Source organism: Psychromonas sp. KJ10-2, assembly GCF_047323255.1.
Lineage (GTDB): Bacteria > Pseudomonadota > Gammaproteobacteria > Enterobacterales > Psychromonadaceae > Psychromonas.
The window spans coordinates 314,871-337,351 of record NZ_CP178827.1 but is presented as its reverse complement, the minus strand read 5'-3'; the positions used below and the strand labels follow the sequence as shown (position 1 = coordinate 337,351).

Annotated in this window: 21 protein-coding genes and 1 pseudogene; 9 read left to right on the top strand and 13 right to left on the bottom strand. The window is 37.9% G+C overall.

Annotated features, from left to right (window positions below; all coding sequences use genetic code 11):
• Positions 1-18: 18 nt before the first annotated feature.
• Entirely contained in the window at positions 19-1,332 is a 1,314-nt protein-coding gene (gene fes, locus ACLKL2_RS01630; protein ID WP_413693122.1) for an enterochelin esterase, read from the bottom strand.
• A 65-nt stretch (positions 1,333-1,397) separates the two neighbouring features.
• Positions 1,398-2,441 carry a helix-turn-helix domain-containing protein gene (locus ACLKL2_RS01625; RefSeq protein WP_413693121.1) on the bottom strand — a complete coding sequence of 348 codons (1,044 nt, stop codon included), beginning with the start codon at positions 2,439-2,441 and terminating at the stop codon, positions 1,398-1,400.
• 123 nt (positions 2,442-2,564) lie between these two features.
• On the opposite strand from ACLKL2_RS01625, the gene ACLKL2_RS01620 reads away from it, so the two are divergent.
• The 9 genes and pseudogenes from ACLKL2_RS01620 to ACLKL2_RS01580 all read left to right on the top strand — a co-directional run bounded on the left by ACLKL2_RS01620 (position 2,565) and on the right by ACLKL2_RS01580 (position 11,704).
• A complete protein-coding gene (locus ACLKL2_RS01620; RefSeq protein ID WP_413693120.1) occupies positions 2,565-4,592 on the top strand; it encodes a TonB-dependent receptor in 2,028 nt (675 codons plus the stop codon).
• A gap of 429 nt (positions 4,593-5,021) precedes the next feature.
• A pseudogene (iscR, locus tag ACLKL2_RS01615) lies at positions 5,022-5,497 on the top strand (Fe-S cluster assembly transcriptional regulator IscR).
• Positions 5,498-5,553: 56 nt separating this feature from the next.
• The gene (gene sufB, locus ACLKL2_RS01610; protein WP_413693119.1) at positions 5,554-6,996 is read left to right on the top strand and encodes a Fe-S cluster assembly protein SufB; all 1,443 of its coding nucleotides are present in this window, start codon (positions 5,554-5,556) and stop codon (positions 6,994-6,996) included.
• Positions 6,997-7,007: 11 nt separating this feature from the next.
• Positions 7,008-7,790 carry a Fe-S cluster assembly ATPase SufC gene (gene sufC, locus ACLKL2_RS01605; RefSeq protein WP_113820395.1) on the top strand — a complete coding sequence of 261 codons (783 nt, stop codon included), beginning with the start codon at positions 7,008-7,010 and terminating at the stop codon, positions 7,788-7,790.
• Between the two features lie 3 nt (positions 7,791-7,793).
• Entirely contained in the window at positions 7,794-9,053 is a 1,260-nt protein-coding gene (locus ACLKL2_RS01600) for a SufB/SufD family protein (RefSeq protein WP_413693118.1), read from the top strand.
• An 11-nt stretch (positions 9,054-9,064) separates the two neighbouring features.
• Positions 9,065-10,282 carry an aminotransferase class V-fold PLP-dependent enzyme gene (locus ACLKL2_RS01595; RefSeq protein ID WP_413693117.1) on the top strand — a complete coding sequence of 406 codons (1,218 nt, stop codon included), beginning with the start codon at positions 9,065-9,067 and terminating at the stop codon, positions 10,280-10,282.
• Between the two features lie 9 nt (positions 10,283-10,291).
• Positions 10,292-10,642, top strand: a complete 351-nt coding sequence (locus ACLKL2_RS01590) for a HesB/IscA family protein (RefSeq protein WP_113820392.1) — start codon at positions 10,292-10,294, stop codon at positions 10,640-10,642.
• On the top strand, positions 10,643-11,176 hold the full coding sequence (gene sufT / locus ACLKL2_RS01585; RefSeq protein WP_413694222.1) for a putative Fe-S cluster assembly protein SufT: 534 nt from the start codon (positions 10,643-10,645) through the stop codon (positions 11,174-11,176).
• A gap of 117 nt (positions 11,177-11,293) precedes the next feature.
• Complete coding sequence (locus ACLKL2_RS01580; RefSeq protein WP_413693116.1) at positions 11,294-11,704, top strand: SufE family protein; 411 nt, start codon at positions 11,294-11,296, stop codon at positions 11,702-11,704.
• A gap of 102 nt (positions 11,705-11,806) precedes the next feature.
• Here ACLKL2_RS01580 and ACLKL2_RS01575 read toward each other — a convergent pair whose 3' ends face one another.
• From ACLKL2_RS01575 to ACLKL2_RS01525, 11 genes are all read right to left on the bottom strand, one after another.
• Complete coding sequence (locus ACLKL2_RS01575; protein WP_413693115.1) at positions 11,807-14,716, bottom strand: DEAD/DEAH box helicase family protein; 2,910 nt, start codon at positions 14,714-14,716, stop codon at positions 11,807-11,809.
• Positions 14,709-15,308: a class I SAM-dependent methyltransferase gene (locus ACLKL2_RS01570; protein WP_413693114.1), complete on the bottom strand. Its 600-nt coding sequence runs from the start codon at positions 15,306-15,308 to the stop codon at positions 14,709-14,711. The genes ACLKL2_RS01575 and ACLKL2_RS01570 overlap by 8 nt, the downstream gene beginning before the upstream one ends.
• 443 nt (positions 15,309-15,751) lie before the next feature.
• A complete protein-coding gene (locus ACLKL2_RS01565; protein WP_413693113.1) occupies positions 15,752-16,414 on the bottom strand; it encodes a GNAT family N-acetyltransferase in 663 nt (220 codons plus the stop codon).
• A gap of 1 nt (position 16,415) precedes the next feature.
• Entirely contained in the window at positions 16,416-16,868 is a 453-nt protein-coding gene (locus tag ACLKL2_RS01560; protein WP_413693112.1) for a DMT family transporter, read from the bottom strand.
• On the bottom strand, positions 16,865-17,491 hold the full coding sequence (locus tag ACLKL2_RS01555; protein WP_413693111.1) for an NAD(P)H-dependent oxidoreductase: 627 nt from the start codon (positions 17,489-17,491) through the stop codon (positions 16,865-16,867). Before ACLKL2_RS01555 ends, ACLKL2_RS01560 begins: the two co-directional genes overlap by 4 nt.
• 60 nt (positions 17,492-17,551) lie before the next feature.
• Positions 17,552-17,902, bottom strand: coding sequence for a Crp/Fnr family transcriptional regulator (locus ACLKL2_RS01550; protein ID WP_413693110.1), 351 nt, complete (start codon positions 17,900-17,902; stop codon positions 17,552-17,554).
• Positions 17,899-18,153, bottom strand: coding sequence for a Crp/Fnr family transcriptional regulator (locus ACLKL2_RS01545; RefSeq protein ID WP_413693109.1), 255 nt, complete (start codon positions 18,151-18,153; stop codon positions 17,899-17,901). The genes ACLKL2_RS01550 and ACLKL2_RS01545 overlap by 4 nt, the downstream gene beginning before the upstream one ends.
• A gap of 242 nt (positions 18,154-18,395) precedes the next feature.
• Positions 18,396-19,259, bottom strand: coding sequence for a type II toxin-antitoxin system HipA family toxin (locus ACLKL2_RS01540; protein WP_413693108.1), 864 nt, complete (start codon positions 19,257-19,259; stop codon positions 18,396-18,398).
• A 20-nt stretch (positions 19,260-19,279) separates the two neighbouring features.
• Positions 19,280-19,714 carry a HipA N-terminal domain-containing protein gene (locus tag ACLKL2_RS01535; RefSeq protein ID WP_413693107.1) on the bottom strand — a complete coding sequence of 145 codons (435 nt, stop codon included), beginning with the start codon at positions 19,712-19,714 and terminating at the stop codon, positions 19,280-19,282.
• Entirely contained in the window at positions 19,708-20,043 is a 336-nt protein-coding gene (locus tag ACLKL2_RS01530; RefSeq protein ID WP_413693106.1) for a helix-turn-helix domain-containing protein, read from the bottom strand. The genes ACLKL2_RS01535 and ACLKL2_RS01530 overlap by 7 nt, the downstream gene beginning before the upstream one ends.
• 616 nt (positions 20,044-20,659) lie before the next feature.
• A complete protein-coding gene (locus tag ACLKL2_RS01525; protein WP_413693105.1) occupies positions 20,660-22,159 on the bottom strand; it encodes a vWA domain-containing protein in 1,500 nt (499 codons plus the stop codon).
• Positions 22,160-22,481: the final 322 nt, after the last annotated feature.

The window sequence follows — 22,481 nt, the reverse complement described above, 5'->3', positions numbered from 1 at the left end:
AAATTAATAAAATCAAGCTTATGCGGGTAACAAGGTAACTAAACCATTCATTAACGATGAACGCCATGATAACCAGTCATGGCCACCCTCCACTGTCTGATAAGTTATATTAGCCCCTTTTTCCTTAAAAATTTTATAATGTAAGTCGTTATAAACACGTAACTGTTTCTCTGCATTGCCAACTGTCTGGTAAATATCTAAGCCAGCCACACTAATCTCACTATTTGATGCCTGGTCAGCTAAACTGTTTTTGGGTGCTGTTTTATCCCACTCAGGATTAGCGACTTTAAATGCGTCAGGATCTTGCATTCTTTCAATTTCAGGCCACCAAAATGAACCAGATAAGGAGATCACTTTACTAAAATATTGTCGAAAATATATCCCCGCGTACACAGCAGATAAACCACCTAGACTTTGCCCTGCGACAAGATATTCTGTGACTGATTGACCCCTTTGCGATAGCTGCTCTTCCACTTGCGGCAACAAAAGCTCAGTGACCGACTGCCAAAAAGGTTGATAACAGCTTAACTCCTGCCAACGTGTTTTATTATCAATAGATGGAATTAATAAATAATGTGCTGCGTTAAGTTGATTAATATTAGTTAAATATTGCAGTACCGATAAGGTGCCCGTATCGGCCCCCCATTTTTCTCCATCCAATAAAATAACCAAAGGCGCACTGCCCGCCGCCGTTGAAAAAATAGTACATTGTCGTTCTCGGTTGAGCTCGGTAGCAGGCCAATTCACAGGGATGTTTTCAGCAATAGGCAAATTATTAAGTGTTCCTTGATCCCATTCATTCCACCCTAATTCTTGTGGTGCATTGGGTAAATGTAATGGCGAACTCAGTCCCCAACCGGAGGCAATTGACGAACCTGAATTTAATGGATCCACCTTCTGCTGTTTTACCACTTCTAACCACCAACGACGTTGTGCTGCTCTGCTGCCGTCGCAGCGCTGTTTAGTAAGCGCTGGGGATTGATGGTGTTGAATTGGAATAAAACAATAACTACCACGCCACTTAGCATCGATCGTTAAGCAAGCAAACCAGACATCACTCTCCTTGTACCGCACTAAGCAGCTAGGTTGCCAAGTATTATGATGAGTCAGTCCATTAACATTTAAAATAACTGAACTTGTTAATGATGAATGCTGTTCGCCCTCGGGATCACGCCATATGAATAACACCCTGCAGCAGCCATCCTGTTGGACTTTGATAAAGGGCGCTGCAGCACTTTTAGTGAGATTATTCCACCATCGAGATGAACCGATGGCATTACTTGAAAGATGAAACTGTGTTAATAGATTGTCTAAGGATAATGCGTTGTTCATTAATAACCTTTATGATTTTTAACAGAGATGTTAATAAAGAATAAGATAACTTGTCATTTAGATAACTAAACCTGATCGGTTTTAAGCATGAGATCCTGCGGCGGTATGCCAAACACTTTTTTAAATGCGCTAGTAAAATTGGAAGGATGACGATAACCAGCATTGTAAGCGGCTTCAGAAATAGATATTGAACCGGCTTCTAGTAATTGTTTAGCAATATTTAAACGACGACGACGAATATAGCTTAATACACTGACTCCCATAGAGTTTTTAAACTTATGCTGCAAACTAGAGATACTCATTGCTGAAAATTTAGCTAAATCGCTAACCGACATATCCTGATCTAAATTAGCCTCTATATAAGAGACTAATTTATCCAATACTGGATCGTATTGTAACGATTCATGAGCTGAATGACCGCACTCGAACTGATTAAGAGCCTGAGTGGCATCATTTAGTTGCACAAAGACTTGAAGCAATAATTGTTGGGTTAACGATTCAAGATTCATCTGTTCAATATGCGACGTTGGCTTGCTGGATTTTATAATGTCACTGGTCAACGCTATTATTTCAGCATTGATTTGAAGCTCAAAGTGCGCCAAATGCTGATTGACTAATTGGCTAAAATTGTCGTCCGATAGAATACGTTGTGCAATCCACTCATGCGGTAAAATAAGATTAAGCTTAGTCACTTGATTATTTTTATAGAGGGTACGGCGAAAGCTCACAGAGCGAGTTAGGCTTACGATCACAGCCCGCGGTTGCTCAATCGCATCATATAAAAAGTTCAAGTCATCATAACCAAAATCTAACTTACCCTCTAACAAGATGGTAATACAAAGCGATTTTTTAGCGGTAGCAAGTACTTGAAAATCAACTAACTCTTTGGTTTTTCCGCCATGCAGAATAAAGCTATTGTCTGCTTGGTAAGATATAAGATCCCCCTCTATTAATGCTAAACTTTGTTTCTTATTGGTAGGATTACTGCTAATAGAATGGCTATCAGAAAAGATGGTTTTTTGCCTTAAATCCCCCATTGTTCGAATAAAAGTACCTTTAGGTAAAACCTGCTTTAACTTTCCTTGAAACTTCATATTATTTTTTTCCATAACCAAATAGCCATTTTGCATAACCTATTATGCTGTGAACTTGAAAGTATTTACCTTATCATTAATGCGAATCAATATCATTAACAACAAACATAAAAACAACATTAAATGGAATCAGGAAATATGAAGCATTGCAAAGTATATGCAGGCATTATGCTCGCGTTAAGCGGTCAAGTCATGGCAGAAGAACCTTCACACACAGAAGTGATGATTGTGACAGGTGAAAAAATGGATCGCGATATCAAAGATACCACCACCGCAGTCACCGTTATACACGGTGAAGATATCGATCATACGGGTGCAAAAACGGTTAATGATGTGGTCATTAAAGCCCCCAATGTTGTGACTTCTGGTTTTGGTAGTGTCAATATCCGTGGTGTTAACGGTAGTGGTGCTGCAACGGGGTTCTATGCAATACGAAGCGGTGCTCGTCAGCGTGTTGATACTAATGTAGACGGTGTTTCAGATGCATTTACAGGCTATAACTTTAGTGGTTCAGGTGTTTGGGATGTTCAACAAGTAGAAGTATTGCGTGGCCCTCAATCAACAACTCAAGGTGAAAACTCAATTGGGGGCGCTGTTTCAGTTAAAACTAACGATCCAACGTTTGCGCCTGAATATGCTATTCGCGGTGGTGCAGAAATTTACGAAAACGGTAACGTAATGAAAAACGTTGCCTTAATGGCGTCTGGTCCAATTAATGATGAGTTAGCTTATCGTTTTGCCTTCGATGGTACCGATGGTCAAAGCTACATTACTTATGACGGTGACAGTATTCCAGTTGATCCTGAAGATTCACAAAATTTAAACTTCCGCGGTAAGTTATTGTGGGAACCAGCATTCAACGAAGACCTATCAATCAAATTGACAACCAACTACCGTAAAGCCGATGGTAACTACTTAAACTGGGCAAACTGGGATGGTGGTACAGGTTATGAAGACGAAACGCTCACACTCGGTACGAATTACAACGAATACCTAGGCCGTGACTACAGTTACAACACTCGTATTCAAGACTCTGATGTATATAATGTTTCTACTGAAATTAACTACAAAATTAACAGTCAAGTAACCAGTAAGACGCTAATATCATACAACAGCCAAAGAAATATTTTTGATCAATACCCAACTGAGCAAACTTATAACTTTAAAGATAAAACTGCTAAAATTGAAAGCCAATTAACCTTCACACCCACTGATTCAAAATTCGATGGTTTTGTAGGGATCATGGCCGCAGATAGAGAAAACACCGTTTCAAGTGAAAGTTACTCTACGGAAGGTAAAACCGATGAAACACGTGTAGGTGTATTTGGTGAAATGAACTATTACATTGATGACCAATTCACAGTGACTGCTGGTGCACGTGTTCAACGTGAAAAGCAACATAGAGAATTCTCTGCTACTTATGTAACTAATGAAGTAGATAATGACATACAAGACACTTATCTTTTACCTAAATTAGCCTTCACTTACAGCCCTGTTGAAGACACAACATTCGGCATCTCGGTACGTCAAGGTTACAACTCAGGTGGTCTTGGTTACTATAACTACGGCGGCGCTTCTGAAGTTTACACTTACGAAAGTGAGTCTGTGACTGCTTATGAGTTCAGTGCTAAAACAGCCTTTAATAACAGCACGTCGATCAATACCGCGATTTTCTACAATGACTACGAAGACTACCAAGGTATCTCTGATTACAAAATCACTAATGTCGATGAATCACATACTATGGGCTTAGAAGTAGAATTATCACATTGGTTAACGGATAGCTTAGAAGTTCGTCCTGCAATTGGTTTATTGAAAACTGAAGTAGATAGCGATGACAGCTTTGCTGGTAACGAACTATCTAATGCACCAGACTTCAATGCATCACTTGCATTAACGCAATACGTGGGTGAAAACTTAACCCTAGGTGCGGATGTGACCTACGTCAGTGAATACTATTCTGACTTAGATAACACAGAAGACTACAAAGCAGGTGAGTACGCCATCATAGGCACAAGTGTTGATTATACTATTGGCGACCTATTAATCAGTGGTTACATCACTAACTTAACAGACGAAGATGTCGTTTACTTAATTAACGGTGGCTACCGTGCCTCTGTAGGTCAAAGTCGTACAGTAGGTTTGAACTTAACTTACCGTATGTAAATACACTTATTAAGTCACACATAACCTAATAACAAGGTGGATCAGCAATGATTCACCTTTTTTGCTTTTATCGTCAACGTCCATTCCAATAATTTAGCACCCTACTCACTATTTCCCGCTAATATATGGCTGCACCTACAGTCTTAGATTATTCCTTTATAAAGCCCTCATTATTCGCTAAAATGCCGCGCAAACAATGTGTTCAGACTTAAAATAAATAAAGTGATAGTGAAATGATAATAATTACCTTTTAAATGGTGTTAATTTATCCTCATCGGCGACCTACCAGCAGTCTCTAATAATATATAACGCAATGATCTAAATAACTTTTTGGATATCCGACTAAAATAGTCAAGTAAATACTTGATTAAAACAGTAGGTTTTATGTATCATTACTACTCAAGAATAATTGACTGAATTGGATAGCTTATGCGTTTAACAACAAAAGGCCGTTATGCGGTAACTGCAATGCTTGATCTTGCATTACATCCAGAACAAGGCCCAGTGTCATTATCAGATATTTCAGAACGCCAAGGTATCTCATTATCTTATCTTGAGCAGTTATTTTCTAAACTTCGCCGTGTCTCTTTAGTAAAGAGTGTAAGGGGACCAGGTGGAGGCTATCAATTAGGTCGTTCAATTGACGATATTTTTGTAGCGCAGATTATGGATGCCGTTAATGAAGTCATTGACGCAACCGGATGTAAAAAAGTGCAGATTGTAAAAATGGCGTCACTTGCTTAACTCACTACTTATGGTGTGACTTAAGTGACCAAATACATGATTTTTTAAGTAAGATCAGTTTAGGTGATTTGATGCGTCAACATGATCAACAAAACAATAAAACTGAACAAAGAATTGATAGTCAATTATTTACTATCCCAACTAGCGAAATGATTGGTTAGTTAGCAAAAGATAAAACGATTATTACCATCCTCCCCCGACAAAGAGTGAGTTTTATATGACAGTGCAAGTAGAGATAGATGAAGCACTAGCAAGAGAATATGAAGCTGGTTTTATTTCTGATATTGAGTCAGAAACCTTTGAACCAGGTTTAGATGAAAGTGTTATTACGCGAATTTCTAAAATGAAAAATGAACCAGAGTGGATGCTGGAATGGCGTCTTGGTGCATTCAGAGAATGGCTGAAAATGGAAGAGCCTGACTGGGCTTTAGTTGACTACCCTAAAGTAGATTTTCAAGCTATCTCTTACTACTCTGCACCTAAAAGTATGAAAGATAAACCAAAGTCATTAGATGAGGTTGACCCTGAATTACTGCGTACCTATGAAAAACTAGGTATCCCTCTTATCGAGCAACAAATGCTTGCGGGTATTGCTGTTGATGCCGTATTTGACTCAGTATCAGTAGTGACTACATTCCGAGAGAAACTACAGGAAGCAGGTGTTATCTTCTGCCCTATTTCTGAAGCGATTGTTGAATACCCTGAGCTAGTTAAAAAATACATTGGTAGTGTTGTTGGCCGTAAAGATAACTACTACTCAGCATTAAACTGCGCCGTATTCACTGATGGTTCATTCGTTTACATTCCTAAAGGCACACGTTGCCCAATGGAGCTATCTACTTACTTCCGTATTAACGAACAAAATACCGGTCAGTTTGAACGTACGCTTATCATTGCCGATGAAGGCAGTCACGTAAGCTACCTTGAAGGTTGTACAGCGCCTCAGCGTGATGAAAACCAATTACACGCAGCGGTAGTTGAATTAATCGCACTCGATAATGCAGAAATTAAATACTCTACTGTTCAAAACTGGTACCCAGGTGATGAGAACGGTAAAGGTGGTATTTACAACTTCGTTACTAAACGTGGTATTTGCCACACCAAAGCGAAGATCTCTTGGACACAAGTTGAAACGGGTTCTGCCGTTACTTGGAAATACCCAAGCTGTATCCTGAAAGGCGATGACAGTGTCGGTGAATTCTACTCAGTTGCATTAACACGTGGCAGACAACAAGCCGATACCGGTACAAAAATGATCCATCTTGGTAAAAACACCAAGTCAACAATCATTACTAAAGGTATCTCAGCAGGCCGCAGTAATAACAGTTACCGTGGTTTAGTAAAAATGGCACCAACAGCCGATGGCGCACGTAACTTTACAGAGTGTGACTCTCTACTGATCGGCGATAAATGTGGTGCACATACTTTCCCGTACATTGAAAGCCGTAACCCTTCTGCGATTATTGAACACGAAGCAACAACGTCAAAAGTAAGTGACGAACAAATGTTCCTATGTCGCCAACGCGGCCTTGATCCTGAAAAAGCAGTATCAATGATCGTCAATGGTTTCTGTAAAGAAGTATTCAAAGAGCTACCAATGGAATTTGCCGTTGAAGCAAGTAAATTATTAGAGATTAGCCTTGAAGGCTCTGTAGGTTAAGGATTATTAAAATGTCAGACAACAAAAGTTTATTAACAATTAAAGATGTATACGCAAGCATTGAAGAAAAACAAATAATCAAAGGTTTTGATCTAGATATTAAACCAGGTGAAGTTCATGCAATCATGGGTCCAAACGGTGCCGGTAAAAGTACTATGGGCTATGTTTTATCTGGACGTGAAGGTTACGAAGTCGATAGCGGTACAATCACCTTCGACGGGAAAGATTTGCTAGAGATGGAAATTGAAGAGCGTGCTGCAGCAGGCCTATTCCTTGCCTTCCAATACCCTGTTGAAATCCCAGGCGTCAGTAACTTAGAGTTCTTAAAAGCGTCTGTTGATGCTATCCGTGAAGCAAACGGCGAAGAGCCGATCACTTCTTCTGAGCTATTAAAGCAAGCAAAAGAAGCCTGTAAACAAGTTAACTTACCGCTTGCATTCTTAAAGCGTGGCGTGAATGAAGGCTTCTCTGGTGGTGAAAAGAAACGTAACGAATTAATGCAAATGTTACTGCTTAAGCCAAGACTGTGTATTTTAGATGAAACCGATTCAGGTTTAGATATCGATGCACTACAAATGGTAGCTGAAGGTGTTAATAGCCAACGTTCTCCTGACCGTAGCTTTATCGTAGTAACGCATTACCAACGCCTACTTGACTACATCAAACCTGATTTTGTTCACGTATTAGCTGACGGTAAAATCGTGAAAAGCGGTGACGCTTCACTAGCACTAGAGCTAGAATCTCAAGGTTACGCTTGGTTAGAAACTCACAAAGACGAAGAAATTGAGGGTTAATAGATGAGCGAATGGTTAGAAAATGCCATCTCAAGAGGGCAAAAAATTGACGATTGGTTAAATCCCAAACGTAGCCGTGCACTTGAATTGTTATCAACAACGAAATGGCCGACGCGTAAAACAGAAGCGTGGCGTTATACCCCACTGCGTGCAATCCAAAGCACTAAAGCAACACAGCTTGACGTAGTGAGTGACTTAACACCATTAGCCATTGCCGACTTATCTGCTATTGAATTAGTCTTTAAAAATGGCAAATTAGATAAAAGCCAATTAAGCGACACATTACCAACAGGATTAACAGTAACCTTAGGTAGTGAACTAGCAGCGGCACAACAATCGCAAGCAGTTGCTGACTTCTCTGAAGTGAAGCCAGATCGTCACTTATTCGGTTTAGTGAATGATGCATTAGCACAAGACGTCGTGATCGTGAATGTTGAAGCTGGTGTTAAAATTGAACAACCTGTACGTATTAGCTCACTATTAAGCCAAGGTGCTGAATCTCACACACGTGTTCAAGTAACACTAGGTGAAGGCGCCGAGCTTGCAGTGATTGAAGATGTTCAAGCACAAGGTGAAACACTAAATACCGCTTTTGTTGAATACTTTGTATCGCCAAAAGCACACTTAGAGCATTACCGCTTTGCATTACAAACTGGTAGCAATGTCTCTGTGGGTGGTTGTCACTTCAACATGCTAGATCATTCAACCATGCACAGCACTATCGTGGCATTTGGCAGTGATTTATCACGTTTAGACACTGACATCATTCACTCAGGTGAATTTGTCGATGCAAAACTCAATGCAATCTACTTGCTAGATAATAACGAGCTATTTGATCTGCATGCAACGGTTGAGCATGCAATGCCAAACGGTACCACAGAAGAAAACGTGCGTTGTATCGTCGGTGGCCGTGCTAAAGCAGTCTTCAACGGTCGAATCCATATTCACCGTGATGCGCAAAAAACATTAGCGGAATTGAATAACCGTAACTTACTGGTATCCAAAACAGCTGAAATCAATACAAAACCAGAATTAGAAATTTATGCTGATGATGTACGTTGTGCCCATGGTGCAACGTCTGCAGAAGTGGATAAACAAGCTTTGTATTACTTACAAACGAGAGGCATCGATCGCGCACAAGCCAACGTGATCTTAAACTTTGGTTTCATTAATGAATTAATTGATTTAATGCCAAATAAAGTACTCGCAGAATGGATTCGTCCAATTATCCGAGCACGCTTCTCTACCATGAAAGTAAACTAAGTGAGAGTTTAATGAGTTTTGATGTATTAGCTATTCGCGAACAATTTCCAATTCTAAAGCGTCAAGTCAATGGAAAGCCACTGGTGTATTTAGATAACGCAGCGACCACACAAAAACCACAATGTGTGATTGATGCGATGGTTGATTATTACTCGAACAGTAATTCAAATGTGCACCGTGGTGCACATTTTCTGGCCGATCAAGCAACACGTGGTTTTGAAAATGCACGTGATATTATCCAGAAATTTCTCAATGCGCCAAAGCGTGAAGAAGTGATTTGGACAACCGGCACCACAGAAAGTATTAACATTGTCGCCAACGGTTTACGGACTTTACTGTCACCAGGTGATGAAGTGATTGCAACGGAAATGGATCACCATGCTAACTTAGTAACATGGCAACATGCCTGTAAAGAAGCCGGTGCAACTTTGCGTACCGTCCCTGTTACCGATGCGGGTGAACTGGATCAAGCGGCCTATGAAAGTCTGCTTAATGACAACACAAAATTCGTTGCTTTCCCGCATGTATCCAACGTACTGGGTACCATCAACCCCGTTAAATCAATGACAGAAAAAGCAAAAAAAGTGAATGCTTTAGTCTTAGTTGATGGCGCACAAGGTGCGGCACATGGTTGGGCAGATGTACAAGATATCGGTTGTGATTTTTATGCATTTTCAGCACATAAAATCTACGGCCCGATGGGCATCGGCGTACTGTGGGGCAAAACATCCGTTCTTGAAAATTGGCCTGTATGGCGCACTGGCGGCGAGATGATCGCGACAGTAACATTACAAGATGCCACTTGGAACGTACTCCCATACCGATTTGAAGCAGGCACACCCAATGTCGGTGGCGCAATAGCCATGGGTGAAGCAGTACGTTGGTTTAGTGAACTTGACCAAGAAGCCGTATTAGCGCATGAAAATGCCCTGCTTGCTTACGCAACTGCACAAGCAGAGGCCTTTGAAGGCTTAACCATCATTGGTAACGCTAAAAACAAGATCGGTGTACTCAGTTTCGTACTAGAGCAAGGGCACCCTGCCGACCTTGGCTTCTTGCTTGACCAGCAAGGCATTGCAATCAGAACGGGCGACCTTTGTGCACAACCTTTAATGTCGCGCTTTAACGTGCCAGGTACTGCACGCGCTTCTTTCTCTATTTATAATACATTCGATGATATTGATGCTTTATTTGTTGCACTCAACAAAGCAAAAACAATGTTGTCTTAGGAGCTTTTAATGACCGTATCTGTATTTGACCCAACAGCGAACATCTTATTAACCGATGCCGCAGAAAAATACTTTTCAGCACAAATGGCCAATAAGCCAGACAGTGTTATACGACTCAGTACCAAAGTAAGTGGCTGTACAGGCTTTGCTTACGTACTTGAAATCGAAGACCAGCCAGCTGAAGACGATATTATTATCAAATTTTCTGATTTTGATATTGCTGTTGCAGCGAAATCAATGATGATGATAGCCGGCACAGAGATTGACCTTGTTACCGAAGGTATTAATCAAGTTGTTAAATATAACAACCCTAACGTTGTAGCTGAATGTGGCTGCGGCGAAAGCTTTAATGTGAGCTAACTGATGCAAAAAATGGTAGTAACACAACGCGCTTGTGCAGCGCGTAGAGTCCCAACAGGAGAGCCAACGGTTATTCCTGAGGGAGAATTTATCTCTATTAACCAAAGCCTCGGTGGTAACTATACAGTGACTTGGATGGGCAACATGTTGCGCATTGATGGCACCGATGCATCAGCGATTGGCCAGCAATCTGAAGTCTTAGAATTTGAAGACCTTGGTAAAGATGAAATTGATGAAGATCAGGTATGGCAAGCATTAGATGGTATCTACGACCCAGAGATCCCAATTAGCTTAGTCTCTCTAGGCTTAATCTATAAAGTGTCAGTAGAGCAAAGTAACAAAACCGTCTCTATCGACATGACCTTAACCGCACTCGGTTGTGGCATGGGCCCAGTACTCGTCAGCGACGTTGAATATCGTGTTGCTAAAGTACCCAATGTTGACCATGTAAAAGTTGAACTCTTGTTCGATCCACCTTGGTCAAGAGAGATGATGAGTGAAGAAGCACAATTAGAATCAGGGCTTTTCTTCTAACCTCTTTCACCCTTGCACATAATCCAATATAATAAATCGCACTTAGGTAGTTGTTTTATAAACTAGTTAAGAGCGATTTTTTTACCCTGTCTATAAAGTATAAATATTAGAGGTTCCATGTCATTACCAACTACAGAAGAGATAATTGAAGACTTAACATTTTTTGACGACTGGGAAGATAAATATAAATATATTATCGATTTAGGAAAGCAACTGCCCGCTTTCGACGATAAATGGCATACCACAGAACGCCTAGTAAAAGGCTGTCAAAGTAATGTTTGGATACAACCTGGTACTGAGGGCGATTTACTGATTTTCTCCGTCGACAGCGATGCCATCATCGTACGTGGCTTACTTGGTTTAGTTTTAGCCGCATTTGACCATAAAACGCCAAAACAGATTGTAGATTTTGATATCTCAGCTTACTTCCAAGCTTTAGATCTCGAAAAGCACCTCAGCCCTACTCGCGGCAATGGTTTACGCTCAATCGTAGGCCGTATCAAAAACATCGCACAAGCAGCAGTGTAAAACACCAATCTAATAAATATTAAGGCTATTGAGTTAGCCTTAAAATACACAACTTAAATGACTCTTTTACTTATTATTTCTTTGAAAGTAAAAGTAACATTTCTAATATTCTGCAATGACACTTTTAAGCCTAGCCAACGGTTTCATTTCTTCGTCAGCAATAATACTTTCATAATCACTATTTTTAGCAACTAATTGATATTGACCATCACTTAGTTTTTTAATATCGCGGAGTAAATATAACTCATCTCCTGTCATTTCATGGTTTTCTATAACAACCGTCTGCCCCTGTAATGAGCCTGCGCTATCAGGTGTGATCAACTCTAACAAAAGTAAATCCCCATCTAATATAGGCTGTTTACCACCATTCATTGAATTACCTGTTGCATGAGCTAAGAAGTGTTTATTACTATCCAAGTGGCCGTAACCATCAGGAGCATCTCTAAACTCAACTTCCGAGGTTTCACCTGTTTTAAAATGCCCACATGCAATCTTTAAATTAGGATAAAACTTTAATTTTTCACGTTTACTTTCAGCTAAATTATCTGCTTTTATTTTAATAACATCGGCATCTTTATGGATACTTGTTGTAGTTTCACGTTGTCTATATTCTAGTAACCTTAAATCCAACAATTCTTGTACCCACTGTTCAAAAACTTGCTTGTTTTCTGTTGATATATCAATATTGGCTACAAATTTATCATCAACAATAGAAAACCATTTGGATCCGTTCTTATTAACCGTTGTAAAGGCTCTTATTGGATTACGTTTCCAATAACTCAACCAGACTTTACTTCTGGCTTCACTTTTACGCTCTTTATCAGGGAGCTCAGTTTCAAAAAGATGCGGATAAGACTTTAATACCTTGTGGCTTTCAGCACTTAAGTCTTCAAGCAAAGGTGGCCTTACAAATCCATCTAAGTGTAAAAATGCCTTTAATAAAATAGCTTTAAAAGACTTTGTCATACTTGTTGTTTGTACAGCCGCGGATAAATAATTTAAATATTCTTCAGGCAAACGTTGAATGTTATTTTGCTTTTCAGCCTCCTGTACAAGTTGAACCCAGTTACCATATTGCTTATTTACTTTTTTTAAACCTCCATACTGCAAATAGAATTCAGAGGCTGTTGGAGGATGCCCAACTTGCTCATATAGGCTTTGATAGTCCTCCAATGCAGTTGTACGTTGCTGTTTTGACAACACTTCCCAAAAATCAGTGATTTCAATATCATAATTAATATAACAACCTTCACTGAGGCTTGGAGCTTTGTATTTTATTAATGTCTCTTTAACAGAACTACTGCCAAATAAGGCTGCAGGTTTATTTAAAAATGAATGATGATTTCCAATAAAATCTAACACAACAAGATGCGACTTATGTTCATGTAAACGCAATCCTCGACCTAACTGTTGTAAGAATAAGATCTTAGAATCACTAGGTCTTAACATTAAAATAGTATCAATAGCAGGTAAATCTGTTCCCTCATTAAATAAATCAACGGAAAATATGATCGCTAACTCGCCTTTGGCTAGTTGAGACAGAGCATCATTACGGCGAATACTTGATTGACTATGTACTGAAGCCGCCTTAATTCCTTTTTTATTAAAACATTCAGCCATGAAATCTGCATGCTTTGTAGAGATACAAAATGCAAGAGTGGTTTTTTGCTTATGTTTATTCCAATGTTCAAAAACATGTAGAAATCTTTTATGAGTTACAAACTGATATTCGATTAATTCAGGATCGAACCGTCCATTTCGCCATGGAATAGCACTGTAATCAACACTTCCATCCCATATTCCATAATAATGAAATGGCACCAATATTTTACTATCGATACCTTGTGTTAAATTACGCTCATAAACTAAATTGTTATCACATAGCGCACAAATATCTGCTTGGTCAGTTCTTTCTGGCGTAGCCGTTAACCCGAGCATGAACTCAGGTTCGAAGTACTTAAGGAGTAATTGATAAATAGCAGCACTAGCATGATGAAACTCATCTACGATAACGTAATCAAAATGTGTTTTAGAAAATTTATCTAGGTGTATCTGTTTTCCAATAGTCTGAACTGAGGCAAATAATATATCAGCAGACTGCTCTTTATTCTTTGCATTATAAAAACCTGTTTTTTTATCCGGCAATAATTGCGCAAATGTTCTTTGAGCTTGAATTAGAATTTCTTCTCGATGAGCAACAAACAATACTTGTTGAGCATTCATTTGCTTTACATCAAAAGCTGATAACCATGTTTTACCCATCCCTGTCGCTAATACAACCAATCCTTTTTGATAACCTTTATCGCGAGTTACCTTTAAAGCTTTTAAAGCTTCAAGCTGTATATCATTTGGGGTGATTACCTCAATAGGTTCATGTGAGAACCCAGGTTCATTCACGCTAATAAATTTCATCACACGCCTGCGTTTTAAATATTTAGAAATCCAATCATTGGTTAACGAGTGCACTTTAGGATGGGTAAAAATAGTAGAAAAGGCATCACGAATCTCATTAAAGGTGAGTGCTTCTTTTGAATCTGCAGGTAACTTAAAGTCGTGACGAAAACACCATTCATGAGCATTTGTTAATGCACTTTTACTGATATTGTTAGATCCAATATAAGCACACCCATCAATAATTTCGACATTTAGTAAACTATTGTCTGTCTTTATAAAAATATATGATTTCATGTGGAAGCTTTGTTGATTGTCACTTTGATAAATACGAATATCGGCACCTCTATCAACCAGTGTCATTAACTCCCTTAATGCTATAGGATCAGTTATATCTAAATAGTCTGAGGTAAGCAGTTTTAACTGACAGTTATTAATTAGTGCATCTTTTAAAGGTTCAAATAACAGAGCTAATCCACTTCTTTGTATAAATGACACTGTTATTTCGATTTGATCGGCATGATTGATCGCTTGAATTAATTTGGGGAGTAGCGGATCATTATTACCAACGGTAAGCTGTGAACCTCCATATTGTAAATTTGATGACTGAGTATTAACCATTAACGGGTTCCTTTCGTAAAATAACATTCAGCCACTGTTCAGATTCACGCCCTTCTCTTAAATCCCCCGTCCGCCACTGCTTAACAATACAAATAGGTAAGCCTTGAACATATTGCATAAAACTATATTCATTTAAGTTTGTAAACATACGACCACCTCGAATAACCTCTTCACTGCCTAGTTTAAAAGAACAATAAAAGACCCCATTGTCAGTAAGTAGTGAGATTAATTTTGCTAACACTTCTGAAAGTTCATTCATAGGAACATGAAGTAAAGAGGCGCAAGCCCATATACCATCAAATTTATTAGAAGTATTGAATGTTTGAAATAAGGCTTGTTGGACTGGTTGAGCTATTAATTTTGAAGCTAATGAGGCTAATGCTCCACAGGCATCAAATGCGTGTACTTTATAACCTTGATCAATAAAAAATTTACTATCTCGACCAGCTCCACAACCAGCATCAAGAATTAAACTATTTGGCTTAAGGAAAGGCAAAAATTCATCATATAACGAAGTCATATCGATGTTTACAGTAGCGTCATAAAACGATTCTGCATTCTTTGAGTAATATTCAGTAGTAAAAGTGCTCATAAATACTTATATCTAATTTCTTTTTTAGAATCATACATTAACAACTTTTTTTTGCACTTAAAGATGATTTAATTATTAAAATTTAATATTTTTATAAATATCTTGTTAGGCGATTAGAGCTAAAAGATTAACCACCCTCTTGAATAACTCCCCCTTTTACAAAAAAGTTCTTAAATTCTTACTGACTTCTTTGATGAGTGAGGTTGGCACCTCTTGTTCTGATGCGAGTTGTTCCCATTGAGATACCAACTTCTTTTAATACATTTTTTACTCATCAAATAATATATCTGGCAACTGCAATGAATTCGATAATGATGATTATAATATCACCTTTAAATCGCTGGCCAAATTCACTAAGCCGCTACAGATCCATGAATTAGAAGACGATAATCACATGATTAAAAATTAAAGAAACAAAGAACTCTGTATAAAAACTTTAATATCTAACGTTTAGCCTCCAGATGATACAATTCAGCTAATGCTTTAAACCCCATATTGATGTACATATTTTTACCTGCTTGAGACGATTGCAATGTCATAAGATCGCATCCCCTATGTTTTGCTATAGCGATAATATGTAGCATGATGGCTTTGCCAATACCGCATCTTTGAAATTGGGGTAATACGCCTATTTGATGTATTCCCATTGTTTTATGTGATTGATAGAGTATGGCTGTACCCGCTATATTACCATTCACATCAAAGGCTAAAACTGTAGCATTTTTATCATCGATAAGCGGGTTAATACTTTGTTTATCAATGTTATAACCAAATGCGTTACTGCAGGCTTTACTCCATTGTTTTAGACCCTCAACAGAACGTACAGTCGATACTTGATCGTGAGTTTGCCCTATTGACTCCTCCAACTCTAAATACATGGCCGTTAATTGAACTTTAATTTTTACATGCTGGAATGAAATTGGTTTATTCAAGGTGACATGTACTTTATCGTTCCATTGCTGGCTATCAACAGGTGAAAAATCCTCACACCAAATTTTATGTGGCCAGTGAGCATGAAAATATTTATCTTCTTCAATTTTCTCAGCCGATAAAGCTTGCCAAAAAGCACTTAGGTTATTTAAATTTTTATACAATAATTCTGACATGCTACTCCTTGTTCACTAATGTTATGCCGATGATTAATAACAAAGCACCAACCAATTTAGTACTAGATATTAATTTTTGTGGGCTATCAAAGAGACCAAAGTGACTGATGATGAGTGCTAAAATTAGCTGTCCAGTTAAGGAGTAACTCATCACTGATCCCACTCCCATTTTCGGAATAAGCCAATACATGCTTCCCACACCAATTACACTTAACACACACGATAACCACAAATACCAAGGTACGATACTAAAGGATATTTGTTGCCACTGATGGATAAGACTTTTGCTATTCACTAATAATGCGATGGTAATGACGAGTAAAAAACTGGTAAAAAATGCATAACTAGTCGCTAACAAAGCACTGTTGAATAGCTGACCTAATCTCGCATTCATCGCTGCTTGAATAGCAATACAACTGCCTGCAAATAATGCAAAAATCCATAATATATTCATATGATGGTAACCAAGTCTTCGATAGATTGACGGTATTTCGCTCTAGTTGAAGTAGTGTCCATCGTACTTCTATAACCTACAGGGCATAATATTTCGGCATTTAAACCAAGTTTATTTAATCCAAGTACTTGGTTAATGCCATGGTTATCAAACCCTGTCATGGGGCAAGCATCAATTTTATTGATAGCGGCGTAACTTAGTAGCTTTCCAAGTGCGATATAAGCTTGTTGAGAGGACCAATTGATTCTCTCTTCTTGCGTCTTTGTTAGAAGATCATTGCTAATTACTTGCTCATATCCTTTTAAATCCAAAGCAGCCCTATTTTGACTGCTAGCGACTTGTGAGATAAATGTTGAAATATCATCTTGTGTAATGGTTGTTTTATGAGCAAAAACAAAAAGGTGAGAGTTATTTACAACTTTATTTTGCCCAAAGCTGTAAGGTAAAAGCTTCTGTTTAATGGCTTCACTTTCTATAATAAATAACCGATATGGTTGCAGCCCGTATGCGCTTGCACTTAAGCGTACGCTTTCTATCAAACCACTTATTTGTGCTTGATTTAATTTTTTATCTGAAAATTGATTAACGGCATAACGCCAATTGAGTGCATGAATAAAGTCCATTTAGAGTTCCTCTGTTTGATTGAATGGACTTAGTGTACTGACGGCATTTATGTAATTCATTTACATATGTTGAGAAGCCTCATTTAATGACTTTTTTATTCTGCTCAATTGTGTGGGTGTAATTCCTAAATAACTGGCAATATGAAATTGAGGTAGTCGCGATAAAATAGTTTGGTAATCTTTTAAGAATGTCAGATAACGCTGTTTCGCTTCAAATTGTAAATAACCAATCTCTTTTGTTTCTTTCTCTAATAACCAATGTGTTTCAAGGTAATGAATATGGAATGCCATTAGATCTGGAGTTGTAAATAAAGCCTTTCTAAATTTTAGAAAGTCTATTTCGATGATGTCACAATCTTCTAATGCTTCAACGGCTAAAAAGCTGATCTCACTTTTGATTAATGCGGTCATTGAAGCAGGAAAACGCCCTTCACAAAAAAGTTTTTATTAAATTCATTCCCTTCTTCATCTGTAACATAAGCGCGCATTAGCCCTTTATGAATAAATGCAAATCTCGTAGGTATTTCTCCAGCTTTATACAGTATGTCTCCTTTATTGAGATGTTTTAACGTCAAACATTGTTGGTACGCCTTCCATGCAATAAGAGATATTGGATAGTATTTTTCAATAGTTTTTTTGAGGTGGTCGATGGCAGAGGGCATTATCAAGGCTTATTGTGTATTTATGAATCATTTTAGTCTAATTCATTAAGGTGTTGGTGCCTATTTTAAATGTTTAAAAATAAGCTCTATAAATCAAGCTAACAAACCGACCTCAGTTTCTTTAAGCATATTGAAGTACAGTAAGTAGGTGGCACATAGGAGACTAATGTAAACATAGACATTATTTATGCGGCTTTCAGCGTTAATACGTTACAAACATCTTATTTTTACAATATATGTTGTTACAGCATAATTCTTAAATTCTTACTGACTTCTTTGATGAGAGAGGTTGGCACCTCTTGTTCTGATGCGAGTTGTTCCCATTGTGATACGACTTCGATAGTATGGTTTAAGACTTCATCTATCTTGCGTTTATTAAAGATGGGACTCAGTTTCTCAAAGCTATAAAAATCATCTCTTGTGAAGTTATCTTGCTTTCCGTTTAGTGTCATCCAATGTTTACTCACCCAATGGCTGTTAGGTTTGTAACTGTATGCAAGGTCATAAGCTGGCGCTAGCTGCCATTGATTGTTTTGATCTAACAAAAATCCAAAGTTCTTGGCGTGATCATCATGATTTCGGGCAATGACATTAAACACCATACGCTTAAATAGTTGCATTGCATCGTCAGGGCTTAGCTTTAACTTCCTAGCGGTACTGAATAGTTCTGCATAGGAATATGAGCCTATTTGCTTGTAGCTTACATGTTCAAGGCCATTCAGGGTTTGAACGTGAATTTTGTCATTACCCTTGCGATCAAACCTTTCAGTAATAAAGTGTCTTCGTTTACCTTCATTGAGTAAATGACATGGCATCATGTCGATGCCACATTGCTTCGCTAACAAGTAATATGTGTATTCCATTGCGCCATAACCCATCGGGTCACCAAAGGTTTCTTGATTTTTATTATGCTCATTCACTCCATCAAACTTCATGAGATAATGTTTGAAGCCATCGGGTGCATCAGTTTGGCCTGAACGAACTTGTGTAAAATCTTTATTAAATGCCAGCACCGCTTTAGGCCTAGCCCCACCAGCACTCATACCAACCGACATTAAAGACATCATTGCTTCTTTGTTTTCTTGTCCGCTATTAGTTAGTTGCACTTCAAATTGAGCGCGTTTATCTAATATCTCCTGGGCAATTGAAAGAAGAGATTCGATATCGATAGGTTGCGAAGCATTGAGGTTTTTCTTCGTGTCGCGGGAGAGTATGTTAATGCGCCCATTCCGCGTGTGCCTGTGTATTGTAGGCGTTGTAAAGGCGTAATATCACTGGTTAGTTTACCTTGGCTGGCGATCCACGCATTCATTACGGCATTACCAAAATCATCAGGTAATGAATCAGCTATGAGTCCAGGCAAGCCTTTAAAGGTGGCGGAATCAAGGTGAGGAAATGAATATACTTTTGTTGCTAGTGGCATTTTGATAGGTGATAACTCTATACCTGTTTTGATAAAGTTTGGAAAATACTCAAATGCCCCCGTTTGTGTATCAGTGTCATAACTGACAGCGCCTACATCGTGCTCTTTATATTTAACCTTAATGACTTCAGTTACCATTCTGGAGTCTCCTCTTTTGCCGGTTTATGCTTAGTGGGACTAGCAGCCCTTTTGCGTTCCTTCCCTTTTAATTCGATAAGCTGAACTGGCGATATTTCTTGTTTAGGTATAAAGGCGTTTAATTGTTCAGTTATTTCAAGCGCGATGAGAATAGCAACCATAGACTCGAGCGTTGACTTGCCTTTTTCACAATTGGTCACGGCCTTAAGCGACACCCCCGCTTTTTGGGCAACGGCTTTTTGAGTAAGATTAGCATTAAGCCGAGCAGTTTTAATCCTATCACCCAGTTCCGCAGCGATAGCATGTGGCGTTAAGTCACGAAATACCATAAGACACCTTAAAAGATTGTTTATATTTAATTTTAGATATTAAAACCCTTAAAAGGATTATTACACACATTAAAATAAAAACAAATAAAACACCTTAAAAGGAACTTTAAATTGCATTTATATCACAATAACACCTTTAAGGATCTTTGTGACTCACAGGTAAATGCTTGGTGTCTAGTTTAGTGGGTTAATTTAGCTGAATAGAGTTTTTTAATCTTCTTTGTTCATGTCTATTTAGAACAAAGTAACGGATGCCATAATAATATTGGCGAAGCGCCCTTTTATCATGAGTAGATATCTAAAATCGCAAAATTGATGAATATAGCGAAAGCGATAATCACTGAATCCTTGATGGCTCAGAAGTTAGAATAGCAAAAACTGTAATCGAAAGGCGAGAATTTAGCATCTGCTGAACCCTTTAACTATTAATAACACTTAAACAAAAAAAACGCTTCTGCGTTTAAGCAGAAAGCGGTTTAATTAATGTAGTCGCTGGTAGAAGGCATGAACTAAAAACACTTTGGTTTAAAGCATTTCTAAAACTTTATTTGGGCAATCAACATGCCCAATGGCTATTAACCTCCAGTTATTTTAATCTACGGGAATATATTTAACTTTAATTAATAGTTAACTCACGCGAGGTACTTTCTCCGTTGATCTCTACAGTTACTTGTATTACATCGCCCGTTGTCAATGATTCGCTCAAAGTAGCATTATAGTTAAAAGATGATTGGGTCGATAAACCATCAAAAAATCCTGAAAGGTCAGATACATCAACTACCTCTAAATATTGACTCCCCGTTTCTGTTGCAATTGTTTCCATTCGTGAAGAATAAAACGATGAGATTCCACTACCTATCGCTAGCACACTAATTGGTATATTTTTCTCTTGTGCTTTTGTAATTACGTCAGTGTATGAAGCAGAGCTGCTATTATCAGCACCATCAGTCAATACTATAATTTGTGGATTTGTAATTGATTCATCAAACTCATCAAGGCCTACATCTAAACTATCATAAAAGGCAGTTCCGCCACTAAATGGATAGTATGTATTAATCAAAGCAATGTTATCTTCTCTATCATCATACCTTGCAATTTCTGGTGAAGATGAATAAAAATACATCTCTGAGTGAGGGTTATATATATCAATTAAAGTATGTACCGTCGCACTATCTTCAATGAAACCATTTTCTCTTTCACTAACAAATTCTATTGTTTCACCCTCAGAGTTTTCTAATGCTAAACTAGCATTGATGTAATCATCAGTGAGCGAATATACATCGTCTGAAAAAAGAACCATCGAAAAACTTGCTTCTTCATCATTATCTTTTGTTGTTTCTACAAATTGATGTGCTGATGCGGCAGCTACCGAATATCTTGATTGATAATTACCATCTCCATCTACAGTGTAATTACCATCTTCATCAAAAACATAACTAGACATCGAACCACTTGAATCCAATGAAATGAGAATTGAAGCTTCATTATCAGTAACACTTTGAGAGCCAACTAAACTGCTAAGCGTTATTTCACTATTATTTTTTTCAACAGTAAATGCTGATGGCTCTATCCCTATAACTGCTTTGTAAGATTCTGAATCAGTAATGACAACGTTAATTTCATTATCTGATAATTGTCTTAATCCTGAGAAATAATATGACGCATCACTGGAGATGGTTGATGCCACTTTTAATTCACTGTCTTCTAAAAAGTTATCAATATTAGATTTTATTGCTTTAAATCCATCTTTTTCAGCTGTTAACAATGTCATTTGTTCTGCAATATCAGTATCAACGGACACATCGAATGAGCCGCATGAGTCTGTTGTAATATCATCTTTTAAAATATCGCCATTAGCACTTGTTAAATAGACTGTTGCACTTGATAGTGCAGTGTAACCAGTGGGAATGTCAGAACAAGTTGTACTTCGTTGTACAGCGGATTTCGAAGCTGCACTTTCACTAATACTTTCAGGGTAAACTAAGTAACCAGAAATATTGACTTGTTTGCTAATAACATCATCTTCTTGAGTGCTACTACTTGATGAACTGTCACAAGCAGCCAAAGATCCAACTAATACAGCGACTGAAGTCAGTTTAAAAAATGTTTTCATCATTACTTCCTTGTATATAAAAAATCAAAAAAACATAAGAACACAATGAAATCAATAAGTAAACCCAATAACACTAAAACATCAAAGAAAAGAGAATTAATTACCCAAATTAGCATTGAAATGAATTAAGCATATGAAAAAGCCTAAATATCTAACAAATCATATTTAGACGTTGCAGTGGTTGTCTTCATAAGCACCAATCTTATGGTGGTTTTTCTAAACCAAAAAAGTTGTAGACATAAGTTAAAACATATTTGAGTTTTTAATAATACAAAATTTATTTGAGCACAGTTTACACACAGCGCTAAATATTAGTCATTTTGGA